Origin of the sequence: Streptomyces sp. NPDC057877 (genome assembly GCF_042796855.1) — a bacterium.
In the GTDB taxonomy this organism is placed as follows: Bacteria; Actinomycetota; Actinomycetes; order Streptomycetales; family Streptomycetaceae; genus Streptomyces.
The window spans coordinates 283,148-300,832 of the sequence record NZ_JBHVMS010000010.1 but is presented as its reverse complement, the minus strand read 5'-3'; the positions used below and the strand labels follow the sequence as shown (position 1 = coordinate 300,832).

General features: G+C 71.8%; 18 protein-coding genes. 9 read left to right on the top strand and 9 right to left on the bottom strand.

What is annotated here, in order from left to right:
* Positions 1-669, bottom strand: a complete 669-nt coding sequence (locus ACFVQG_RS30135) for a YitT family protein (protein ID WP_383389359.1) — start codon at positions 667-669, stop codon at positions 1-3.
* A gap of 143 nt (positions 670-812) precedes the next feature.
* On the opposite strand from ACFVQG_RS30135, the gene ACFVQG_RS30130 reads away from it, so the two are divergent.
* From ACFVQG_RS30130 to ACFVQG_RS30110, 5 genes are all read left to right on the top strand, one after another.
* On the top strand, positions 813-1,061 hold the full coding sequence (locus ACFVQG_RS30130) for an acyl-CoA carboxylase subunit epsilon (protein WP_383389357.1): 249 nt from the start codon (positions 813-815) through the stop codon (positions 1,059-1,061).
* Positions 1,062-1,098: 37 nt separating this feature from the next.
* A complete protein-coding gene (locus ACFVQG_RS30125) occupies positions 1,099-2,055 on the top strand; it encodes a GlxA family transcriptional regulator (RefSeq protein WP_383389355.1) in 957 nt (318 codons plus the stop codon).
* Positions 2,056-2,164: 109 nt separating this feature from the next.
* Positions 2,165-3,163: a type I glyceraldehyde-3-phosphate dehydrogenase gene (gene gap, locus ACFVQG_RS30120; protein ID WP_383389353.1), complete on the top strand. Its 999-nt coding sequence runs from the start codon at positions 2,165-2,167 to the stop codon at positions 3,161-3,163.
* A 65-nt stretch (positions 3,164-3,228) separates the two neighbouring features.
* Positions 3,229-3,876: a hypothetical protein gene (locus ACFVQG_RS30115; protein WP_383389351.1), complete on the top strand. Its 648-nt coding sequence runs from the start codon at positions 3,229-3,231 to the stop codon at positions 3,874-3,876.
* A 54-nt stretch (positions 3,877-3,930) separates the two neighbouring features.
* Positions 3,931-4,770, top strand: coding sequence for a hypothetical protein (locus ACFVQG_RS30110; protein WP_383389349.1), 840 nt, complete (start codon positions 3,931-3,933; stop codon positions 4,768-4,770).
* Positions 4,771-5,001: 231 nt separating this feature from the next.
* Here the strand turns inward: ACFVQG_RS30110 and ACFVQG_RS30105 are convergent, their stop codons facing one another.
* The 8 genes from ACFVQG_RS30105 to ACFVQG_RS30070 form a co-directional block, all read right to left on the bottom strand.
* A complete protein-coding gene (locus tag ACFVQG_RS30105) occupies positions 5,002-5,265 on the bottom strand; it encodes a hypothetical protein (RefSeq protein WP_383389348.1) in 264 nt (87 codons plus the stop codon).
* A 126-nt stretch (positions 5,266-5,391) separates the two neighbouring features.
* The gene (locus ACFVQG_RS30100) at positions 5,392-5,760 is read right to left on the bottom strand and encodes a PPOX class F420-dependent oxidoreductase (protein ID WP_383389346.1); all 369 of its coding nucleotides are present in this window, start codon (positions 5,758-5,760) and stop codon (positions 5,392-5,394) included.
* Positions 5,761-5,871: 111 nt separating this feature from the next.
* Positions 5,872-6,423 carry a tellurite resistance TerB family protein gene (locus ACFVQG_RS30095; protein ID WP_383389344.1) on the bottom strand — a complete coding sequence of 184 codons (552 nt, stop codon included), beginning with the start codon at positions 6,421-6,423 and terminating at the stop codon, positions 5,872-5,874.
* Between the two features lie 163 nt (positions 6,424-6,586).
* Positions 6,587-7,168 (bottom strand): hypothetical protein, encoded by a 582-nt coding sequence (locus tag ACFVQG_RS30090; RefSeq protein WP_383389342.1) that lies wholly within the window; start codon positions 7,166-7,168, stop codon positions 6,587-6,589.
* Between the two features lie 167 nt (positions 7,169-7,335).
* Positions 7,336-8,667, bottom strand: coding sequence for an erythromycin esterase family protein (locus ACFVQG_RS30085; RefSeq protein WP_383389340.1), 1,332 nt, complete (start codon positions 8,665-8,667; stop codon positions 7,336-7,338).
* A gap of 78 nt (positions 8,668-8,745) precedes the next feature.
* Positions 8,746-10,206: a hypothetical protein gene (locus ACFVQG_RS30080; RefSeq protein ID WP_383389339.1), complete on the bottom strand. Its 1,461-nt coding sequence runs from the start codon at positions 10,204-10,206 to the stop codon at positions 8,746-8,748.
* 127 nt (positions 10,207-10,333) lie between these two features.
* Positions 10,334-11,347, bottom strand: coding sequence for a Ku protein (locus tag ACFVQG_RS30075; RefSeq protein WP_383389440.1), 1,014 nt, complete (start codon positions 11,345-11,347; stop codon positions 10,334-10,336).
* A 154-nt stretch (positions 11,348-11,501) separates the two neighbouring features.
* A complete protein-coding gene (locus ACFVQG_RS30070; protein WP_383389337.1) occupies positions 11,502-12,518 on the bottom strand; it encodes a LacI family DNA-binding transcriptional regulator in 1,017 nt (338 codons plus the stop codon).
* 307 nt (positions 12,519-12,825) lie between these two features.
* Between ACFVQG_RS30070 and ACFVQG_RS30065 the strand changes: the two genes are divergently transcribed.
* The 4 genes from ACFVQG_RS30065 to ACFVQG_RS30050 all read left to right on the top strand — a co-directional run bounded on the left by ACFVQG_RS30065 (position 12,826) and on the right by ACFVQG_RS30050 (position 17,638).
* Positions 12,826-14,139 (top strand): ABC transporter substrate-binding protein, encoded by a 1,314-nt coding sequence (locus ACFVQG_RS30065; RefSeq protein WP_383389335.1) that lies wholly within the window; start codon positions 12,826-12,828, stop codon positions 14,137-14,139.
* 112 nt (positions 14,140-14,251) lie between these two features.
* Positions 14,252-15,229 (top strand): carbohydrate ABC transporter permease, encoded by a 978-nt coding sequence (locus tag ACFVQG_RS30060; RefSeq protein ID WP_383389333.1) that lies wholly within the window; start codon positions 14,252-14,254, stop codon positions 15,227-15,229.
* Between the two features lie 13 nt (positions 15,230-15,242).
* Complete coding sequence (locus ACFVQG_RS30055; RefSeq protein WP_383389331.1) at positions 15,243-16,157, top strand: carbohydrate ABC transporter permease; 915 nt, start codon at positions 15,243-15,245, stop codon at positions 16,155-16,157.
* Between the two features lie 38 nt (positions 16,158-16,195).
* Complete coding sequence (locus ACFVQG_RS30050) at positions 16,196-17,638, top strand: GH1 family beta-glucosidase (RefSeq protein WP_383389329.1); 1,443 nt, start codon at positions 16,196-16,198, stop codon at positions 17,636-17,638.
* The last annotated feature ends 47 nt before the right edge of the window (positions 17,639-17,685 follow it).

Sequence of the window (17,685 nt, the reverse complement as noted above, 5' to 3'; positions counted from 1 at the left end):
TCAGGCGGGATCGGCGTCCGGCCGGACCAGCACCGGAGCCGGACGGTCGAGACCGTGGTTGTGCAGGGAGAACAGGCGGGTGTTCAGCCACATGCAGGGCTGGATGAGCGTGTCGACGAGCACCAGGAAGCAGACCGTGCCGACGCCCACCGGGCCACCGAGCGCCCAGCCGCCCGCCAGCAGGACCAGTTCGAGGCTGCCCTTGGCGGCCCAGAACGGCAGGCGCCAGCGGTGCGTCATCGTGATGGCGACCAGGTCCATGGCACGGATGCCGACACCGCTGATGATGATCAGCGCGGATCCGTAGGTGCACAGCGCCACCCCGATGAGCATCAGCGCACCGGGCGTGACCGGGACGAGACCGGCGGCGTCGAGCGCCCGGAGGGCGTCGATGAGACTGCCGCAGAAGAAGAACGTGAAGAACGGCGAGAGCGGTGGCCGCCGCCGGTTCCACGCCGCCCAGACGGTCAGACACACCACGGCCACCGAGGCCTGTACGACACCGATGGTCAGCGGGGCGTGCTCCAGGACGCCCAGCGCGAAGACGTCCAGCGGGTCGGTCCCGAGGTCGGCGTGGATGAAGCAGGCCGCACCGCCGGAGAACAGCAGGCACCCGATCAGATAGACGGCGAGCTGACCTCTGCGAGGTAACCGGTGAGATATCGTCACGGGCCCCGAGCCTGCCCGACCGGTGTCGCCGCCCGCCCTGGTAACCGCCCCAGCATCGACCCCAGTTCCGCCGCGTCCGCATGGCGGGCACCGACCGCCGCCCCTAGCGTCGTTCGGGTCGGCCGACGTGAGGGAGGTGCGTGGTGGCGGCACCGGACGACGGCCCCGCTGCCCACCTGCGGGTGGAGCGGGGCAACCCCAGCGATCTGGATCTCGCCGCGCTGGTCGTCGTACTCGCGCAGCTTGGGCAGCTTGGGCAGATGGGGCAGCTTGGGCAGATGGGGCAGCGGGAGGGCGCGGGCAGGTTCCGCGGCAGGGCGCCGCGGGCCACCTGGCAGCGGCTCGAACGGCGCCGGTACCACGACGTTCCCACCAGTTGGAACGCCCTGTAGCGCGGCGGCGGGGAGCGGGCCTCGTACCCTGTCCGACGTGCGATCCTCCCCGCTGCGCCGCGTTGCCGTCCTGGTCCTCGAAGGGGCGAAACCGCTCGACGTCGGCATTCCCGCGCAAGTGTTCACGACCCGGGCGAGCATGCCGTACGAGGTACGGGTGTGCGGTGCGGCGCCCGGCCTGGTGACCGGCGGCGACGGACTCTCGTACCACGTGGCGCACGGTCTCGAGGTGCTGGAGTGGGCCGAGATCGTCTTCATCCCCGGCTACCGGTTCCCGGACCGGGACGACCCGCCGCGGGCGGTCGTCGACGCGCTGCGCGCCGCGCACGCCGGGGGCGCGCGGCTTGCCGCCATCTCCACCGGCGCGTTCGCGCTCGCCGCCACCGGTCTGCTCGACGGCAGACGCGCCACCACGCACTGGCACTACGCGCGGGCGCTCCAGGACCGGCACCCCCTCGTCCGGGTCGACGAGAACGTCCTGTTCGTCGACGAGGGCAGCGTGCTGACCTCGGCCGGGGCCGCCTCCGGTATCGACCTGTGCCTGCACATCCTGCGCGGCGACCTCGGCGTGGCCGCGTCGAACCACGCCGCCCGGCGCCTGGTCGCGGCCCCCTACCGCAGCGGCGGGCAGGCGCAGTTCGTGCCGCGCAGCGTGTCCGAGCCGCTCGGCGAACGGTTCGCCGCCACCCGCGAGTGGGCACTGCACCGCCTCGGCGAACCCCTCAGCCTCAGAACGCTCGCCCGGCACGCGGCCGTCTCGCCCCGCACCCTTTCGCGGCGCTTCGTCGACGACACCGGGTACACACCGATGCAGTGGGTGATGCGCGCCCGCGTCGACGCGGCTCGTGAACTGCTGGAACGCTCCGAGCGGAGCGTCGAGCAGATCGCCGTCGACGTGGGCCTGGGCACCGGCGCGAACCTGCGCCAGCACTTCCAGCAGATCCTCGGCACCACCCCCAGCGAATACCGGCGCACCTTCGCCCAGGGCGAGTAGCCGACCCCCTGGCGCGATCCTTGCGAACCATGGCGCCCACGCCCAGGCCACCGGCACCGTCGGCGCGCGAGGCTGGTGACGTACCGAAGGGACCGGAGGGACACCACTCATGACTCGCATCGCCATCAACGGATTCGGCCGCATCGGACGCAACGTGCTGCGCGCGCTCCTCGAACGCGACAGCGCACTCGAGATCGTCGCCGTCAACGACCTCACCGAGCCCACCGCCCTCGCGCGCCTGCTCGCCTACGACAGCACGGCGGGCCGCCTCGGCCGCCCGGTCACCGTCGACGGGGACACCCTCGTCGTCGACGGCCGCCGCATCAAGGTGCTCGCCGAGCGCGAACCGGCGCGGCTGCCGTGGGCCGAACTCGGCGTCGACATCGTGCTGGAGGCGACCGGCCGCTTCACCGCCGCCAAGGCCGCCCGCGCCCACCTCGACGCGGGCGCGAAGAAGGTCCTGGTCGGCGCCCCGTCGGACGGCGCGGACGTCACGCTCGCCTACGGCGTGAACACCGACGCCTACGACGCCGAACTGCACACCATCGTCTCCAACGCCTCCTGCACGACCAACGCGCTCGCGCCGCTGGCCGCGGTCCTGGACCAACTCGCCGGTATCGAGCACGGGTTCATGACGACCGTGCACGCCTATACCCAGGAGCAGAACCTCCAGGACGGCCCGCACCGCGACGCCCGCCGCGCCCGTGCCGCCGCGGTCAACATCGTGCCGACCACGACCGGCGCCGCCAAGGCGATCGGCCTCGTGCTGCCGAACCTCGACGGCAAGCTGTCCGGCGACTCGATCCGCGTGCCCGTGCCCGTGGGCTCGATCGTCGAACTCAACACCACCGTCGCACGGGACGTGACCCGCGAGCAGGTGCTGGAGGCGTACCGCACCGCCGCCGAGGGCCCGCTCGCCGGAGTCCTCGAGTACTCCGAAGACCCGCTGGTCTCCTCCGACATCACCGGCAACCCGGCCTCGTCGATCTTCGACTCGGCCCTCACCCGGGTCGAAGGACGCCACGTCAAGGTCGTCGCCTGGTACGACAACGAGTGGGGCTTCTCCCACCGCGTGATCGACACCCTGGAACTCCTCGCCCAGGGCTGACACGCCACCCACCTGGGTAGGTCTCCCCCCACGCGCACGCGCTGAGGGTGGGGGGAGCGGGCCCGGTGACAAGGCGCCGACCGGCATCGAGCGGTACCCGGCGACGCCAGGCGGTGCGACTGCTGCGCGCCCAGGGCCGATACGGGCCCGAGTTACGGGAGGTACTGCCCGCGCTCACCGGTCTGGTGCTGGTCGTGTGCGGCGCGTTCGCCGGGCTGGCGGTGGCCTACCGGCACCTCGGCGTGGGCGTGCCGCTCGCCGCGTCGGCGCTCGTGGCCCTCGTCGCCCCCGTGGTCGTCGTACGCCGTCGGCCCCACCTGCGCCGCCGACTGGGGCACTACACCCCGGAGGAGATCGCCGACCTGGACCTCGACGGCCTCGCCCTGGCCGTGTGCCGCATGCTCCGTCGCGACGGCTGGACGGTGCGGCGCGCGGCCCAGACCGGGGTCCGGCCCCGGGTACGGGCACGCCGGGCGGGCGGACCCCGCCTCGAGGTGGCGTTCCGCCCCGTCGCCGAGCCACTGCCGGACGAGGACCCGCCGCACCGCCGTGCCGACCGGCCCTGGCTCCGGCTGATCGTCCACCGCGGCACCTTCGGCGTCCGCGACACCGAGTGGGTCCGCACCAGGGGCGACACCCGCCTGATGGACGGCACCCTGCTGAACCGCTGGGCACACGGCACTCCGCTGGACCGGCTGATCGACCTCGACTAGGCCCCGTACCGGCCCCGTGACAGAATCGGCGTACGGGGGTGGTGGGAGGACAGAGTGGATCTGGACGCCGTCACCGACGAGTTGTACGGCCTGCCGCCGGGCGAGTTCACCGCCGCGCGTGAGGAGCGGGCCAAGGCCGCGCGTGCGGCGGGCGAGGGTGAACTGGCCACGCGGATCCGCCGGTTGCGCCGACCGACGCTGGCCGCCTGGGCGGGCAATCTGCTGGTGCGTGAGCTGCCGGACGAGGCCGAGCGGCTGCTGCGGCTGGGGGAGGCGCTCCGGCAGGCCCACCGCGATCTGGACGGCGAGCAGCTGCGTGAGCTGTCCGCACGGCAACACCAGCTCACCCAGGCCCTGTCCGGGCAGGCCGCCGAGCTGACCGACCGGGCCGGGCAGCGCATCAGCGACGACGTCCGGCAGGAGGTCCAGGACACCCTGCTCGCGGTGCTGGCCGACCCCGAGGCGGCCGAGCAGTGGGCGAAGGGGCGGCTGACCAAGCCGCTGACCGCGCCGGTCGGCTTCCCCGTCGGCGCCCGGCGGGCCCGCCCCGCCGAGGTGGCCGACCTGGACGCCGCCCGCGTCAAACGCCGTCAACGACAGGAGCGGGCGAGCCAGGAGGCCGCGGAAGCCGAGCGGGACCTCCACGCCCGGGAGGACGAACTGGCCGCGGCGGAGGAGGAACAGCGCCGGACGGAGGAGGCACGGCGGCAGGCCGAACAGCACGTCACCGACCTGTCCCGGCAGTTGCGCGACGCCGAACGCGAGCAGCGGCGCGCGCAGGGGGCCGTCCGGAAGGCCCAGGACGACACCCGGGCGGCCGAACGCGCCGTCCACCAGGCCCGGCGCCGGACCGAGGAGGCCACGGCCCGCGCCCGCAAGCTCACCGAGCGGTGACGACGGCGGCAGCCGACCGGCTGGGGCCTGTCTGACCATTCCCGTCGTCGCCCGAAGGGCGGCTCAGCGGCGTCAGGTGCGTGCTCTGGGGGTCCCCCTGATCGAGGAGCTTGGGGGAGTGCCCGGCCCTGACCCACGTACTGGATGTACGGGGGGTACGTGGGTCAGGGCCCGGTGCGGCGAGAGGGCGTGCATGGCGTCGCGGAGCAGGCGGGAACGGTCGGACAGACCCTAGGGCCGGGGACCGCCCTCGCCCTCGACCATCCCCGCGTGCAGCAGGAGCAGACGTGCCAGGTCACGCGCCTCGTCCGCGGTGAGCGCCGCCCAGACCGTCGACTCGCCGCCCTGGTACTGACCCACGTCCAGGGTGACCCGGCTGATGGGCCGGTCCGCGGTCGCGAGCCGCAGCCGCCGTACGGCGATCCTGCGCCCGCAGCGGGTCACCAACGATGTGTCATCGGTCGAGTACGGCCAGTCACGCTGTGCGGTCGTCATCGGTCTCACGCTCCTCCGCCGGACGGGTGATGTCTCCGACGGCGGTCCGCTGGGACCCGTGAACCCGCCGGGGCACCCTCGTCAGCACCGGCCGCGGCCGGATTGTTCCCCACCGGCGCGGGCCGCTCAGTCCTCCAGCCCCCAACTGTGGATCCGCCGCGGATGGATGCGGATCACCTCCGGGCTGAAATGCGGACCCAGGTCGTGCGGGCCGACGAGCAGCTCGGCCTCCCCGCGGATGTCGACCCCGCGCACCTTCCAGGGCCGCACACTGGCAAGGTCGTCGACGACCAGGGCGACCTTGGGATTGCGCTGGAGGTTGCGCCACTTCTTGGTGCTGCCCATCGCCGCGCCGCCGACCAGGATCGTCCCGTCGTCCTGCGGGAAGAAGCCGACGGGGTTCGCCTGCGGCTGCCCGTGGGGATCGACGGTGGCCAGCCGCCCCAGCCGCTGCGACTTCAGATACGCGCGCTCGGCCTCGCTGAATGACGTCATGACCGCCAGCCAAGCACGCCGACGCGCCGGGCACATCGGCGCGCCGCCCCGCTGTCCTCCGACCGTGGTCCTACGTCCGCGGACGGGGTGCGGGGCGGCCGATGCCACGGATCAGAGCTGGAACTCCGCCGGGGAGATCCCCAGTGCCGCGCACACCTCCCGGATGACGGCCTCCTCGGCCTGCGAGAAGTGCCCGTCGGCACCGGCGATCACGATGCCCATCTGGACCACCGCACGCGCCTCGGTCGGCTTCTTCGCCGTCTTGACGATCTCCTGCATCGCCTCGGCCTTGCCCTGCGCGAAGTTGTACGTCAGCTGGTCGACATGCTTGCCGAAGCGCTGACGCAGCTGCTCCGGCGGGAAGTTCCGCAGCACGTCGTTGTCGAGGATCATCGCCTCCATCTGCTGCCGCTCGGCCGCGTCCACCTGGCCGTCGGCCGCCGCGACCAGCGCGCACATCGCCATGCTGGCGTCCCGGTACGCGCCACTCTTCAACTCGGTCTTCAGGGAACCGAGCTGGGTCTTCAGCGCGCTGACGAGCTGCGCCCGTCCGCCACCGCCGGAGCCCGTGCCATGGCCACCGCGCCCACCGACGGGACTGCGGCCACCCTGCCCCTGCTGGAGGGCCTTGGCCTGGTCCTTGAGCCGGTCCCACACTGCCATTGACGTCACCTCGGTATCGATCTGAACGATCTGTCACGAACAATGAACCACACATGACGAGCCGCACCGCCACGAACCCGCGGCCGTGCGCTCGATCCTTCCAACGTCCGGCCCCCTGGCAAAGGTTCCGCAAAGCGCACAGCTCGCGGCGCCCCGGCCCGGCTCAGCGCTCCACCGGGGACAGCCCCAGGCCGAACAGCGACCCGACGGCCCCCGCGAGGCCGCTCGCGCACTGCCCGGCGGACTCCGCGGGCACGGACAGCCGTCGCAGCGCCCCGGACAGGACGTCCTCCATGAGCGCGACCTGCCCGCCGAGCATACGGGCTCCCGCCTGGCCGCCCCGCTCCCGCCGGGCCAGATACGTGAGCACTTCCTGTGCGTCGGACTGGAGTTCCTGAAGGGCCTGCCACTCCCGCGCCGCCGCCCCGCCCCGGTTCAGCACCTCGGGCAGCCGCTGCCGCAGGCTCCCGTGCCACAGCGCCAGCGCACCCTCCATCTCCGCGCGCATCCCCTCGAGGCAGAGCCGCAGCACCAGGGCTCCCGTCGTCACCCCGACCACCGGAGCACCCGTCCGCACGGTCGCGGGGGTCGGCCGTCCGGCACCCAGGTAGTTGCGCAGGACGACCGGCATCACCTCGACCTCGGCCGAGGGCCCGTTCCGGTCCGGCGCCAGCACCGCGCTGACGGGGCCGAGGGAGTGGGCGGCCTGCTCGGCCGCCGTATGGCATGCGTAGTCCGTGGGCACGATGCACTGTTCCTTTCCCGGCTGCGTTCGGCTGCGGCCAGTTCTTGTCCGGTTGCACGCCGTGCACGGGCCTTCGGTTCATCACGGGGCCGGAAAAGACGGACTGCTGGCGGACTGTTGGCGGATACCTCAGCCCGTGCAGGCGACCGGGGGGACCCCGGCGGCGGTCACACGCCCGCGGGCCAGGTCAGTTCCTCCCCGCCCGGTGCCGGGGCGGGCCGCAGCGGGGTCAGGGCCGCGGTGCGGTCGACGTAGCAGAAGGCGTCGTAGCGCTCGGACAGGACCGTGGGCACGTAGTTGCCCAGGCGTTCACGGCGCGGCTCGTAGACGACGCCGATCGCCCGGTGGCCGCGCTCCTGGTGGAACCACTCGCGCGGGCCGGTGACGGGTGGCCGCTGCAACTGCACATGCGGGAAGACGAACAGGGCACGACGATCGGGCAGCGCCTCGTGCAGCAGTTCCTCCAGGCTGCCGGTGTGGGCCCGCGGCATCTCCATGATCCTCGGCTCGTCGCCCCACTCGTCCGCGGCCAGCACCGTCCCGGCACAGGAACCGAACCCGACCAGCACCACCCCGTCGGCCATGTGCCGTTCCCGCACCAGTTGGCCGATGTTGATCGTGCCCGTGTCGACCATGTCCGTGGCGCGGGCGTCGCCGACATGGGTGTTGTGCGCCCACACGACCGCCTTGGCGGTGGGACCGTAGTGCTCCATCAGCCGGTCGAGGGTGTCGGCCATGTGGCGGTCGCGGATGTTCCACGACTCGGGGCCGCTGCCGAGCATGGTCCGGTAGTAGCGCTCGGCGCCCGCCAGCACCTCCGCGTTCTGCCGCGCCGCGAGTTCGGCGAGGGAACCGTCCGCCACGGCCGTCCGCGCGGCCCGCTCACGCGCCTCGGCGAGCAGCGACAGCACCTGCGATTCGCAGCCCGCGGGCAGGATACGGGTGGCCAGCGCATAGGACTGCGGGTCCTCGGCATACGGTTCGAAGCAGCGGTACGCCTCCAGGGCCCGGTCCACCCGGTCCGGGTCGTGCTCGCGCAGATGGTCGAGGACCGCGTGCAGCGACTCCCACAGGCTGTAGACGTCCAGCCCGAAGAACCCGACCCGCCGCCGCGGCGACCGCTCCTCGTTGTACCGGCGCAGCCACCTCAGGAAGGCGGCGACGTCGGTGTTGGCCCACATCCAGGTCGGCCAGCGCCGGAAACCCGCCAGCGCCTCCCGGGGCCCCTCGGGCGAGCCCGGCGCCGCGACCACCGACGCGTGCACGTCCAGGCAGTCCGGCCAGTCGCCCTCCACGGCCACGAAGGAGAAGCCCTTCTCCTCGATCAGCCGCCGGGTCAGCGCCGCACGGACCTGGTAGTACTCGGCCGTCCCGTGGGACGCCTCGCCCACCAGCACACAGCGGGCGTCGCCGATGCGCTCCAGGAGCGGATCCAGCGACGCCGCGTCGGACAGGGGCAGGGCGTGGTCCCGGATGCGCGACAGGTCGGTGTCGGACACGGCTCGTTCCCCTTCCGTACGCCCGCGCACCCGGGTTCCCCGCGGCCCCTGACGGGAAACAGCACGGCACCGAACGGCCTACGGCGCTATCCCCACGCCGTCGATACGGCTCCACGCCCGCTCCTGCTCCGCCGTCATCGCGGGCCAGCCGAGCCCACCCGGCCGGGCCTCGACGCGCATCGCGTAGGGGGCGGGGCGGAAGTCGGCGTCGTAGAAGCAGCCCGTGCCGTAGGTGCGGTCGAAGGCCGCGCACGACGCCGCGACCGACCGCGGCGACGGCTTCCGGCCGGTGCTCGCCCAGCGGTCCAGCGCGGCGATGGACGCGGCGTACTCGGCGGCGCTGAGCTGGCTGTGCTCGTGCTCCTCGGTGAACGTCTGCACCAGGTGCTGGTCCCGCCGGGCGCCCTGGAGGGTGGCGTGGTAGGCGGCCTCGTGCTCGACGAACGCCGTCGGGTCGTCGATCGCGTGGAGCGTGAGTACCGGGATGGACACCCGGCCGGTGAGGTCACTGTCGTAGGACAGGTCCCGGACGGCGGACGGATCCGCCGCGAAACGCTCGACGCCCGCGTTGAGCGCCCGGTCGTCGTGCGAACCGGAGTAGCGCACGCCCACGTTGCCGAACGGGTTACGGCCGCCCAGACGGCCGTGGACGATATCGCGGAACGTGAAGGTGGCGAACCGCAGATGGGACTCCAGCGTGCGCTCCGGGATCTTGGTGACGGCGAGGATGTCGTCGAGGTTGCGCTGCTGGAGCGGGGTGCGGTCCTGCGGGGCCGACGCGTAGCCGGTGCACTCCTGGAGGCGGGCCCGCAGGCCGCTCGACGTCATCGTGGAGTCGGCGCGCAGGCCCTGCCACAGCGGGTACTGCGGCTCGGTGGGGCGGGGGTGGTTGTGGCAGTAGTACTGGTAGACCGCCCGCAGGTCCACGCGGTAGTCGTAGCCGCGCGAGCCACCGGCCAGCACACCGTTGGTCAGCAGCGCGCCGTCGTAGGGGCCGCCGCGCTGCCCGTACGCCTCCACGACCTTGGCCGCGACATCGCCGCCCCAGGACTGCCCGTGCACGTAGGTGCGCTCCGGGCTGCCGAAGGCGGAGACGAACACCCGGCGTACGTTCTCGGTGTCGGCGGCGGCCATCCGGGTGCCGTAGCCGCCGCGGCGGTAGGACGAACCGGCCCAGGCGTAGCCCTCGTCGACCATGACCGACCACCGGTCCAGGTCCTCCAGGCCGCGCGCCGGATCGGAGGCGTCGCCGAGGTCGGGGCCGCCGTGGGCGTGCACCACCAGGGAGCCGTTCCAGTCGGCCGGGACAGCGATCGCGTAGTGGGCGCCGTTCGCGTCCTGGCCCGTGTAGCAGGTGGCCTTTCCGGCCAGGGCGGCCGGACAGTCGGCGGTAGCGGGCGCGGGCGTGTCCGCCACGGCGGGCGTCATGGCGGCGAGCACGCCGACGACCACCCCCGCCGCACCGAGAGCCGTCGCCGTCGCACGCAGTCTTCCGCGCAGCCGGTCGCCGGTACGCCGTGGTGAATGGGGCCTGATCAAGGTTCTGCTCCTTGCCTTCGGCAGCGCGTCCTTGCGCAACGCGCTGCGATGCTAGGAACAGGCGGGGCGCCCGGCCATGGCGTGATCGTTTCTGTTCATAGTGTTCGTGGGCGGGGGAGACGGGCGTTCAGGCGGCGCCCTTCTTCCCCCGGCGCCCGCCCGCGGACCCGGTCGTCCCGGCCAGGGCGTCGATCAGTTGCTCGCGGTTCATGCGCGACCGGCCGGGCACGTCCCGCTCCGTCGCCCGCTCGTACAGCTCCGCCTTGCTGAGCTGCTCCAGCTCGCTCCTGGCCCCCTTCTTCGCGCCCTTCTTCGCTGACTTCTTCGCGGGCTTCTTCGCGGGCTCGCGTCCTTCGGAGCCGCGGGCCGCCCGGTCCAGACTGCCCTGGAGCACGTCCATCAGATCGATGACGTCGGTCGCCGCGGGCGCCTCCTCCGCCACCTCGACCTCCTGGCCCTCGGCCTTCGCCCGCACCAGCTCCCGCACCTTCTCCTGGTACGTGTCGTGGTACCGGCTCGGCTCCCACCGGCCGCTGAGCGCCTCGATCAACTGGAGCGCCATGTCCAGCTCCTTGCCGCGCCCCGCGCGCCCGGACGGCGGCTCGGGCAGCTCCCGGGCCGGGTCGCGGACCTCGTCCGCCCAGCGCAGGGTCTGGAGGACGAGCAGGTCGTCCTGTGCGCGCAGCGCGGTCAGGTACTGCCTGCCGCGCATGACGAAGGTGGCGATGCCGACCTTGTTCGCCTTCGCCAACGCCGCCCGCAGCAGCTCGTAGACCTTCAGGTACTCCTTGCCGCGCGGGGCGAGGTAGTACGTGCGGTGGAAGTAGACCGGCTCGATGGCGTCCAGGTCGACGAAGTCGGAGATCTCGATGGTCTTCGAGCGGCCCGGCGCGATCTCGTCCAGCTCCTCCGGCTCGACGACGACGTACTCGCCGTCGGCCACCTCGAAGCCCTTGACGATGTCCTCGCCCGCGACCTCCTTGCCGGTGCGCTCGTTGACCCGTCGGTTGCGGATGCGATCGGAGGTGCCGCGCTGCAACTGGTGGAAGTGGACCGTGTGGTCCCGCGTCGCGGTGAACAGCCCGGCAGGCACGCTGACCAGCCCGAACGTCACCACGCCTGTCCAGATCGCCCGCGCCATGACCGCCCGCTCCGTCCTGTCAGGCACCGCCGTGCCCTGCCGCACCGGCCGCCTCTGCCTCCACGCTGGCACCGCCGCCCGCACTCCGCGCGCCGAGCGGTCGGCCGTACGGGCGAGGTGCCCGTGCGGGCGGTCACCTCGGTGCGGCGCGCGGTCAGGACGACTCGCGCACCACCAGCTCCGTCGGCAGCGTCAAGTGCCGCCCCGGCGGCGTGACTTCGGTGATCTCGTCCAGCAGCATCCGCGCCATGGTCCGGCCCAGCTCCTCGACCGGCTGGCGGACCGTGGTCAGGGGCGGGTTGGTGTGGCGGGCGAGGACGGAGTCCTCGAAACCGACGACGGCGACGTCCTGCGGAACCCGGCGCCCCTGGCGGCGCAGTTCGGTCAGGGCGCTGACGGCCATCAGGTCGGAGGCGGCGAAGACGGCGTCCAGATCCGGGGCGCGTTCAAGAAGCGAACGCATGGCCTGACGGCCGCCCTCCTCCGTGAAGTCCCCCGGCTCGACCAGGGACTCGTCGGCGGGCACCCCGGCCTCGCGGTGCGCGTCACGCCACCCGGCGAGGCGGCCACGGCCGACGTCCATGTCCAGCGCACCGGTGATCGTGGCGATCCGGGTCCGCCCGCGCGCCAGCAGATGCCGGACGGCCGCGGCGGCGCCCCCGGCGTTGTCGGAGGTGACATGGCTCAGCCGCTCCCGCTCGTCACGGCGGCCCGCGAGGACCGTCGGCAGGCCCAGCTCCTCCAGCAGGCCGGGCAGCCGGTCGTGGGCGTGCACCGAGACCAGCAGCACCCCGTCCACCCGCCGGGTCGCCACCGACGCGGTGAGCTGGTCACGTTCGGCCTGGTCACGGACCAGCATCAGCTGGAGCTGGGTGCGGGTCTCGCCCAGCGCCCCGCTCACCCCGCGGATCAGGGCGGCGAAGAACGGCTCCGAGCCGAGCCTGCTCTCCGACTCCGGGATCACCAGGGCCACCGCGTTGGTACGGCTCGTCACGAGGCCGCGCGCGACCGAGTTGGGAACGTAGTTCAGCTCCTTGATCGCCGCCAGGACCCGGGCCCGGGCGTCGGCGCTGACGAGTTCCGAGCCGTTGATGACCCGGGACACGGTCGTCCGTCCCACCCCGGCGCGGGCGGCGACCGTCTTGATCGTGGGACGGCGGCTCCCCACCATGTGCTCCTCCCCGTCGGCGACCGCGGCAGCACCACCGGTCGCTGGCCTGACCAGCGGCAATTGTGGCAGACGCCAAGGGCGGCACAGCACCCTCCCGGGAGGGGGAGCGCACGCTCGATCCGATTAAGTCTGACTAATTTGTTTTCAAGTTATTGACATGGCCGTTCCCTGCCATGAGTCTTCGTACGGCCGGTGGGTACGTTCCCACCCCTCGGTGGGAACGTACCCACCATGATCATCAACCTTGCCCTGATCGTCGTATGAGTCGCCGCTCCGTGCGTCAGAGCCGTCCGTTGGAGGAAGAAACATGGGCACAGTCCACAGGTCGTTCCGAACCAGAGCGGTCGCGGTCGTCGCGTCCGCCGGTGCGCTCGCGCTCGTCGTCGGCTGCTCAGGCGGTGACGACTCCGTGACGGGCGGCGGCAAGAAGGACGGCAAGACCGTCATCACGATGGGCATGTTCGGCGTGATGGGCATCAAGGAGACGGGGCTCATCGAGCAGTACGAGAAGGAGAACCCCGGCGTCGACATCCAGGCCGAGGTCGCCGGTGACGAGCAGACCTACTACACCGCCCTGCAGACCAAGCTCGCCGCGGGCAACGGCCTGAAGGACATCCAGGGCATAGAGATCGGCAGGGCCAAGGAGATCACCGACACCCAGGCCGACAAGTTCGCCGACTTCTCCGATGTGACGGGCGCCGACCACTTCCTGCCGTGGAAGCAGTCCCAGATCACCACCGGGGACGGCAAGGTGCTGGGCCTGGGCACCGACATCGGCCCGATGGCCGTCTGCTACCGCAAGGACTACTTCGAGCAGGCGGGCCTGCCCACCGAGCGTGACGAGGTCGCCAAGCTGTGGGAGGGCGACTGGGGGAAGTACGTCGAGGTCGGCCGTGACTTCAAGAAGGACTTCAAGGGCGACAAGGTCGCGTACATGGACGCGGCCAGCGGCCTGTTCAACGCCATGGTCTACGGCCACTCCGAGCAGTACTACGACGAGCAGGGCGAGCTGATCTACGACAAGAACCCGGTCGTCAAGGATGCCTGGGAACTCGCCGCCGACGCGGCCGAGGACGGGCTGACCGCCAAGCTGCGCCAGTTCCAGCCGGGTTGGGACCCGGGCCTGGCCAACGGCACCTTCGCCACCGCCGTGTGCCCCGCGTGGATGCTCAGCCACATCAGCGAGAAGGCCGGTGACGCCAACAAGGGCAAGTGGGATGTCGCCAAGGCCCCCAAGGGCGCCAACTGGGGCGGCTCCTTCCTCGGCGTGGTGGAGCAGAGCCCGGTGAAGGAGGAGGCCAAGAAGCTCGTCGCCTGGCTGACCGCGCCGGAGCAGCAGGCCCACATCTTCAAGGAGATCGGCAACATCCCGTCCTCGCGCGAGGCACTGGAGAGCCCCGACGTGAAGACCGCCACCTCGGAGTACTTCAGTGACGCCCCGATCGGCGAGATCTTCGGCGCCGCCGCCCAGGAGATCCCGGACAAGCAGGTGCTGGGCCGCAAGGACGGCACGATCAAGGACACCTTCTCCCAGGGTCTGACCCTGATCGAGCAGCAGGGCACCGCGCGCGACGAGGCCTGGGACACCACCGCGGAGCGCATCGAGAAGGCGGTCGGCTGACCCGCCGCCCCGTAGGGCGTGTCCGACACGCCCTGGGCCGCCCCGGGCCTGCCCGCACCGTCGGCGGGCCCCGGGCCGCGGCTTCCCCCTCTGCTCTCAGGAAGGAACTCCGGTGGCGACCTCCACCACCAGCGCCCGGGCGGACCTCGCCGAGCCGGGCGGCAACGGCACCAAACGGCGGCGCGGCGCGCTGCTGCACCGCCTCGACATCAAGGGCGCGCCGTACGCGTTCATCGCGCCGTTCTTCGTCGTGTTCGCCGCGTTCAGCTTCTACCCCCTGATCTACACCTCCTGGATCTCCCTGCACCGGGTGGAACTGGCCACCCTCAACGTCATGGAGTGGGTCGCGTTCGACAACTACGTCGAACTCTGGGGCGACTCCAGGTTCTGGAACGCGCTGCAGAATACGATCACGATCGGCGTCATCTCCACGGTGCCGCAGCTGCTGATGGCGCTCGGCCTGGCGCACCTGCTCAACTACAAGATGCGCGGCTCGCTGTTCTTCCGCGTCGCCTCGCTCGTGCCCTACGCCACCTCGGTGGGCGCCGCCGCCCTGGTGTTCACGATGCTCTTCGAGCGTGACTTCGGGATGATCAACTGGGCGCTCGGCACGGTCGGCCTCGACCCGGTGAACTGGGAGGCCGAGAAGTGGCCCGCCCAGGTCGCGATCTCCACCATCGTCATCTGGCGCTGGACCGGCTACAACGCGCTCCTCTACCTGGCCGCCATGCAGGCCATCCCCGCCGACCGCTACGAGGCCGCCGCCATCGACGGTGCCTCCCGCTGGAAGCAGTTCACCAACGTCACCGTGCCGGGGATCCGTTCCACCATCGTCTTCACCATCGTGCTCTCCACCATCGGCGCCACCCAGCTGTTCGGCGAGCCGCTGATCTTCGGCCAGGGCCCCAACGGCGTGACCGGCGGCGCGGACAACCAGTACCAGACGCTGGGCCTGCTGCTGTACGAGGAGGGCTGGAAGAACTACCAGATGGGCCGCTCGGCGACCGTCGCCTGGGCGATGTTCCTGCTGCTCGTCCTCGTCTTCGTGGCGCAGCGCCTGATCAGGGTCCTGCGCTCCCGTACGTCCTGACCAGGAGTCCGCCATGACCACAGAAAGCCTCCCGGTCCGGACGGACGGCACGCTCCGGACCCCCGCCAAGAAGGCCACCGGCCGCCGCGTGCTGGGCCAGCGCGCGGGCCGCCAGCACCACGCGGGCCCGCTCGCCTACGTCCTGCTCGCCGTGATGGCGCTGCTGTCGATCTTCCCGCTGTACTGGACGATGGTGGCGGCCTCCACCGACAACACCCGTGTCAGCCAGACGCCACCGCCCTTCCTGCCCGGCCCCAACCTGTTCAGCAACCTCGCCCGCGCCTGGGACGAGGCGGCGATGGGCAAGGCCATGATCAACAGCCTGATCGTGGCCGGGGTCATCGCGCTGTCCACGGTGTTCTTCGCGACGCTCGCCGGATTCGCCTTCGCCAAGCTGCGGTTCAAGGGCCGCAACATCCTGCTCATGCTGGTGATCGGCACCATGATGGTGCCGCCGCAACTGGGCGTCGTACCGCTGTTCATGATGATGTCCGAGCTGGGCTGGTCCCAGCAGTTGCCCGCCGTCATCTTCCCCACGCTGGTCAGCGCGGTCGGCGTGTTCTTCATGCGGCAGTACCTGTCCGAGGCGCTGCCGGACGAACTCGTCGAGGCGGCCCGCGTGGACGGCGCGCACTCGCTGCGGATCTTCTGGAGCATCGTGCTGCCGGTCGCGCGTCCCGCGATGGCGGTGCTGTTCATGATCACCTTTGTGCACGCCTGGAACGACTTCTTCTGGCCGTTCGTGGTGCTCGACATGACCAACCCGACCGTCCCCGTCGCCCTCACCCAGCTCAGCGCCGGATACATCCGCGACCAGTCCCTGATCATGGCGGGCGCGCTGCTCGGCACGCTGCCGCTGCTGGCGATGTTCATCGTCTTCGGCCGCCAGATCGTCAGCGGCATCATGCAGGGCGCCGTCAAGGGCTGACCCCCGCCCCCCACCCCCTCCGACTCGAAAGGACATACGTGGGCACCGCAGCACAGCAGCAGACCGCGTCCGCCCCGGACGCCCCCCGCACCTTCCCGAAGGGCTTCCTCTGGGGCACCGCGACCGCCTCGTACCAGATCGAGGGCGCCGCCGCCGAGGACGGCCGCACCCCGTCCATCTGGGACACCTACGCCCGCACCCCGGGCCGGGTCCGCAACGGCGACACCGGTGACATCGCCACCGACCACTACCACCGCTGGCGCGAGGACGTCGCCCTGATGGCCGAACTCGGCGTCGGGGCCTACCGCTTCTCCCTGGCCTGGCCCCGTATCCAGCCCACCGGCCGCGGCCCCGCCGTGCAGAAGGGCCTGGACTTCTACCGCCGCCTCGCCGACGAACTCCTGGCCAAGGGCATCCAGCCCGTCGCCACCCTCTACCACTGGGACCTCCCGCAGGAGCTGGAGGACGCGGGCGGCTGGCCGGAGCGCGCCACCGCCGAGCGGTTCGCCGAGTACGCGGCCCTCGCGGCGGACGCCCTCGGCGACCGGGTGAAGACCTGGACCACCCTCAACGAGCCCTGGTGCAGCGCCTTCCTCGGCTACGGCTCCGGAGTGCACGCCCCCGGCCGCACCGACCCGGTCGCGGCCCTGCGCGCCGCCCACCACCTCAACCTCGGCCACGGTCTGGCCGTGCAGGCGCTGCGCGACCGCCTCCCCGCCGCCGCCCAGGTCTCCGTCACCCTCAACATCCACCACGTCCGCCCGCTCACCGGGTCCGACGCCGACGCCGACGCGGTGCGCCGGATCGACGCGCTGGCCAACCGGGTCTTCACCGGCCCGATGCTGCGCGGCGCCTACCCGGAGGACCTGCTCGAGGACACCGCCTCGCTGACCGACTGGTCCTTCGTCCGCGACGGAGACGTCAAGACGGCCCAGCAGCCGCTGGACTTCCTCGGCGTCAACTACTACTCGCCGACCCTCGTCTCCCGGGCCGACGGCTCCGGCACCCACAACTCCGACGGGCACGGCAAGAGCGCCCACAGCCCCTGGCCGGGCGCCGACGAGGTCGCCTTCCACCAGCCGCCCGGCGACACCACCGCCATGGGCTGGGCCGTCGACCCCAGCGGTCTGTACGAGCTGCTGCGCCGACTGTCGTCGGACTTCCCGGAGATGCCGCTGGTCATCACCGAGAACGGCGCCGCGTTCCCCGACTACGCCGACCCCGAGGGCAACGTCAACGACCCGGACCGGATCGCCTATGTACGCGGCCATCTGGCGGCCGTACACCAGGCCATCAAGGACGGCTCCGACGTACGGGGCTACTTCCTGTGGTCGCTGCTCGACAACTTCGAGTGGGCGCACGGCTACAGCAAGCGCTTCGGCGCGGTGTACGTGGACTACCCGACCGGCACCCGCATCCCCAAGGCCAGCGCCCGCTGGTACTCCGAGGTGGCCCGCACCGGCGTCCTGCCCGGCGCCTGACCACGACCGGGAGCCCGTCCTGCGTCCCGGACCCCCGGGTACGGAGG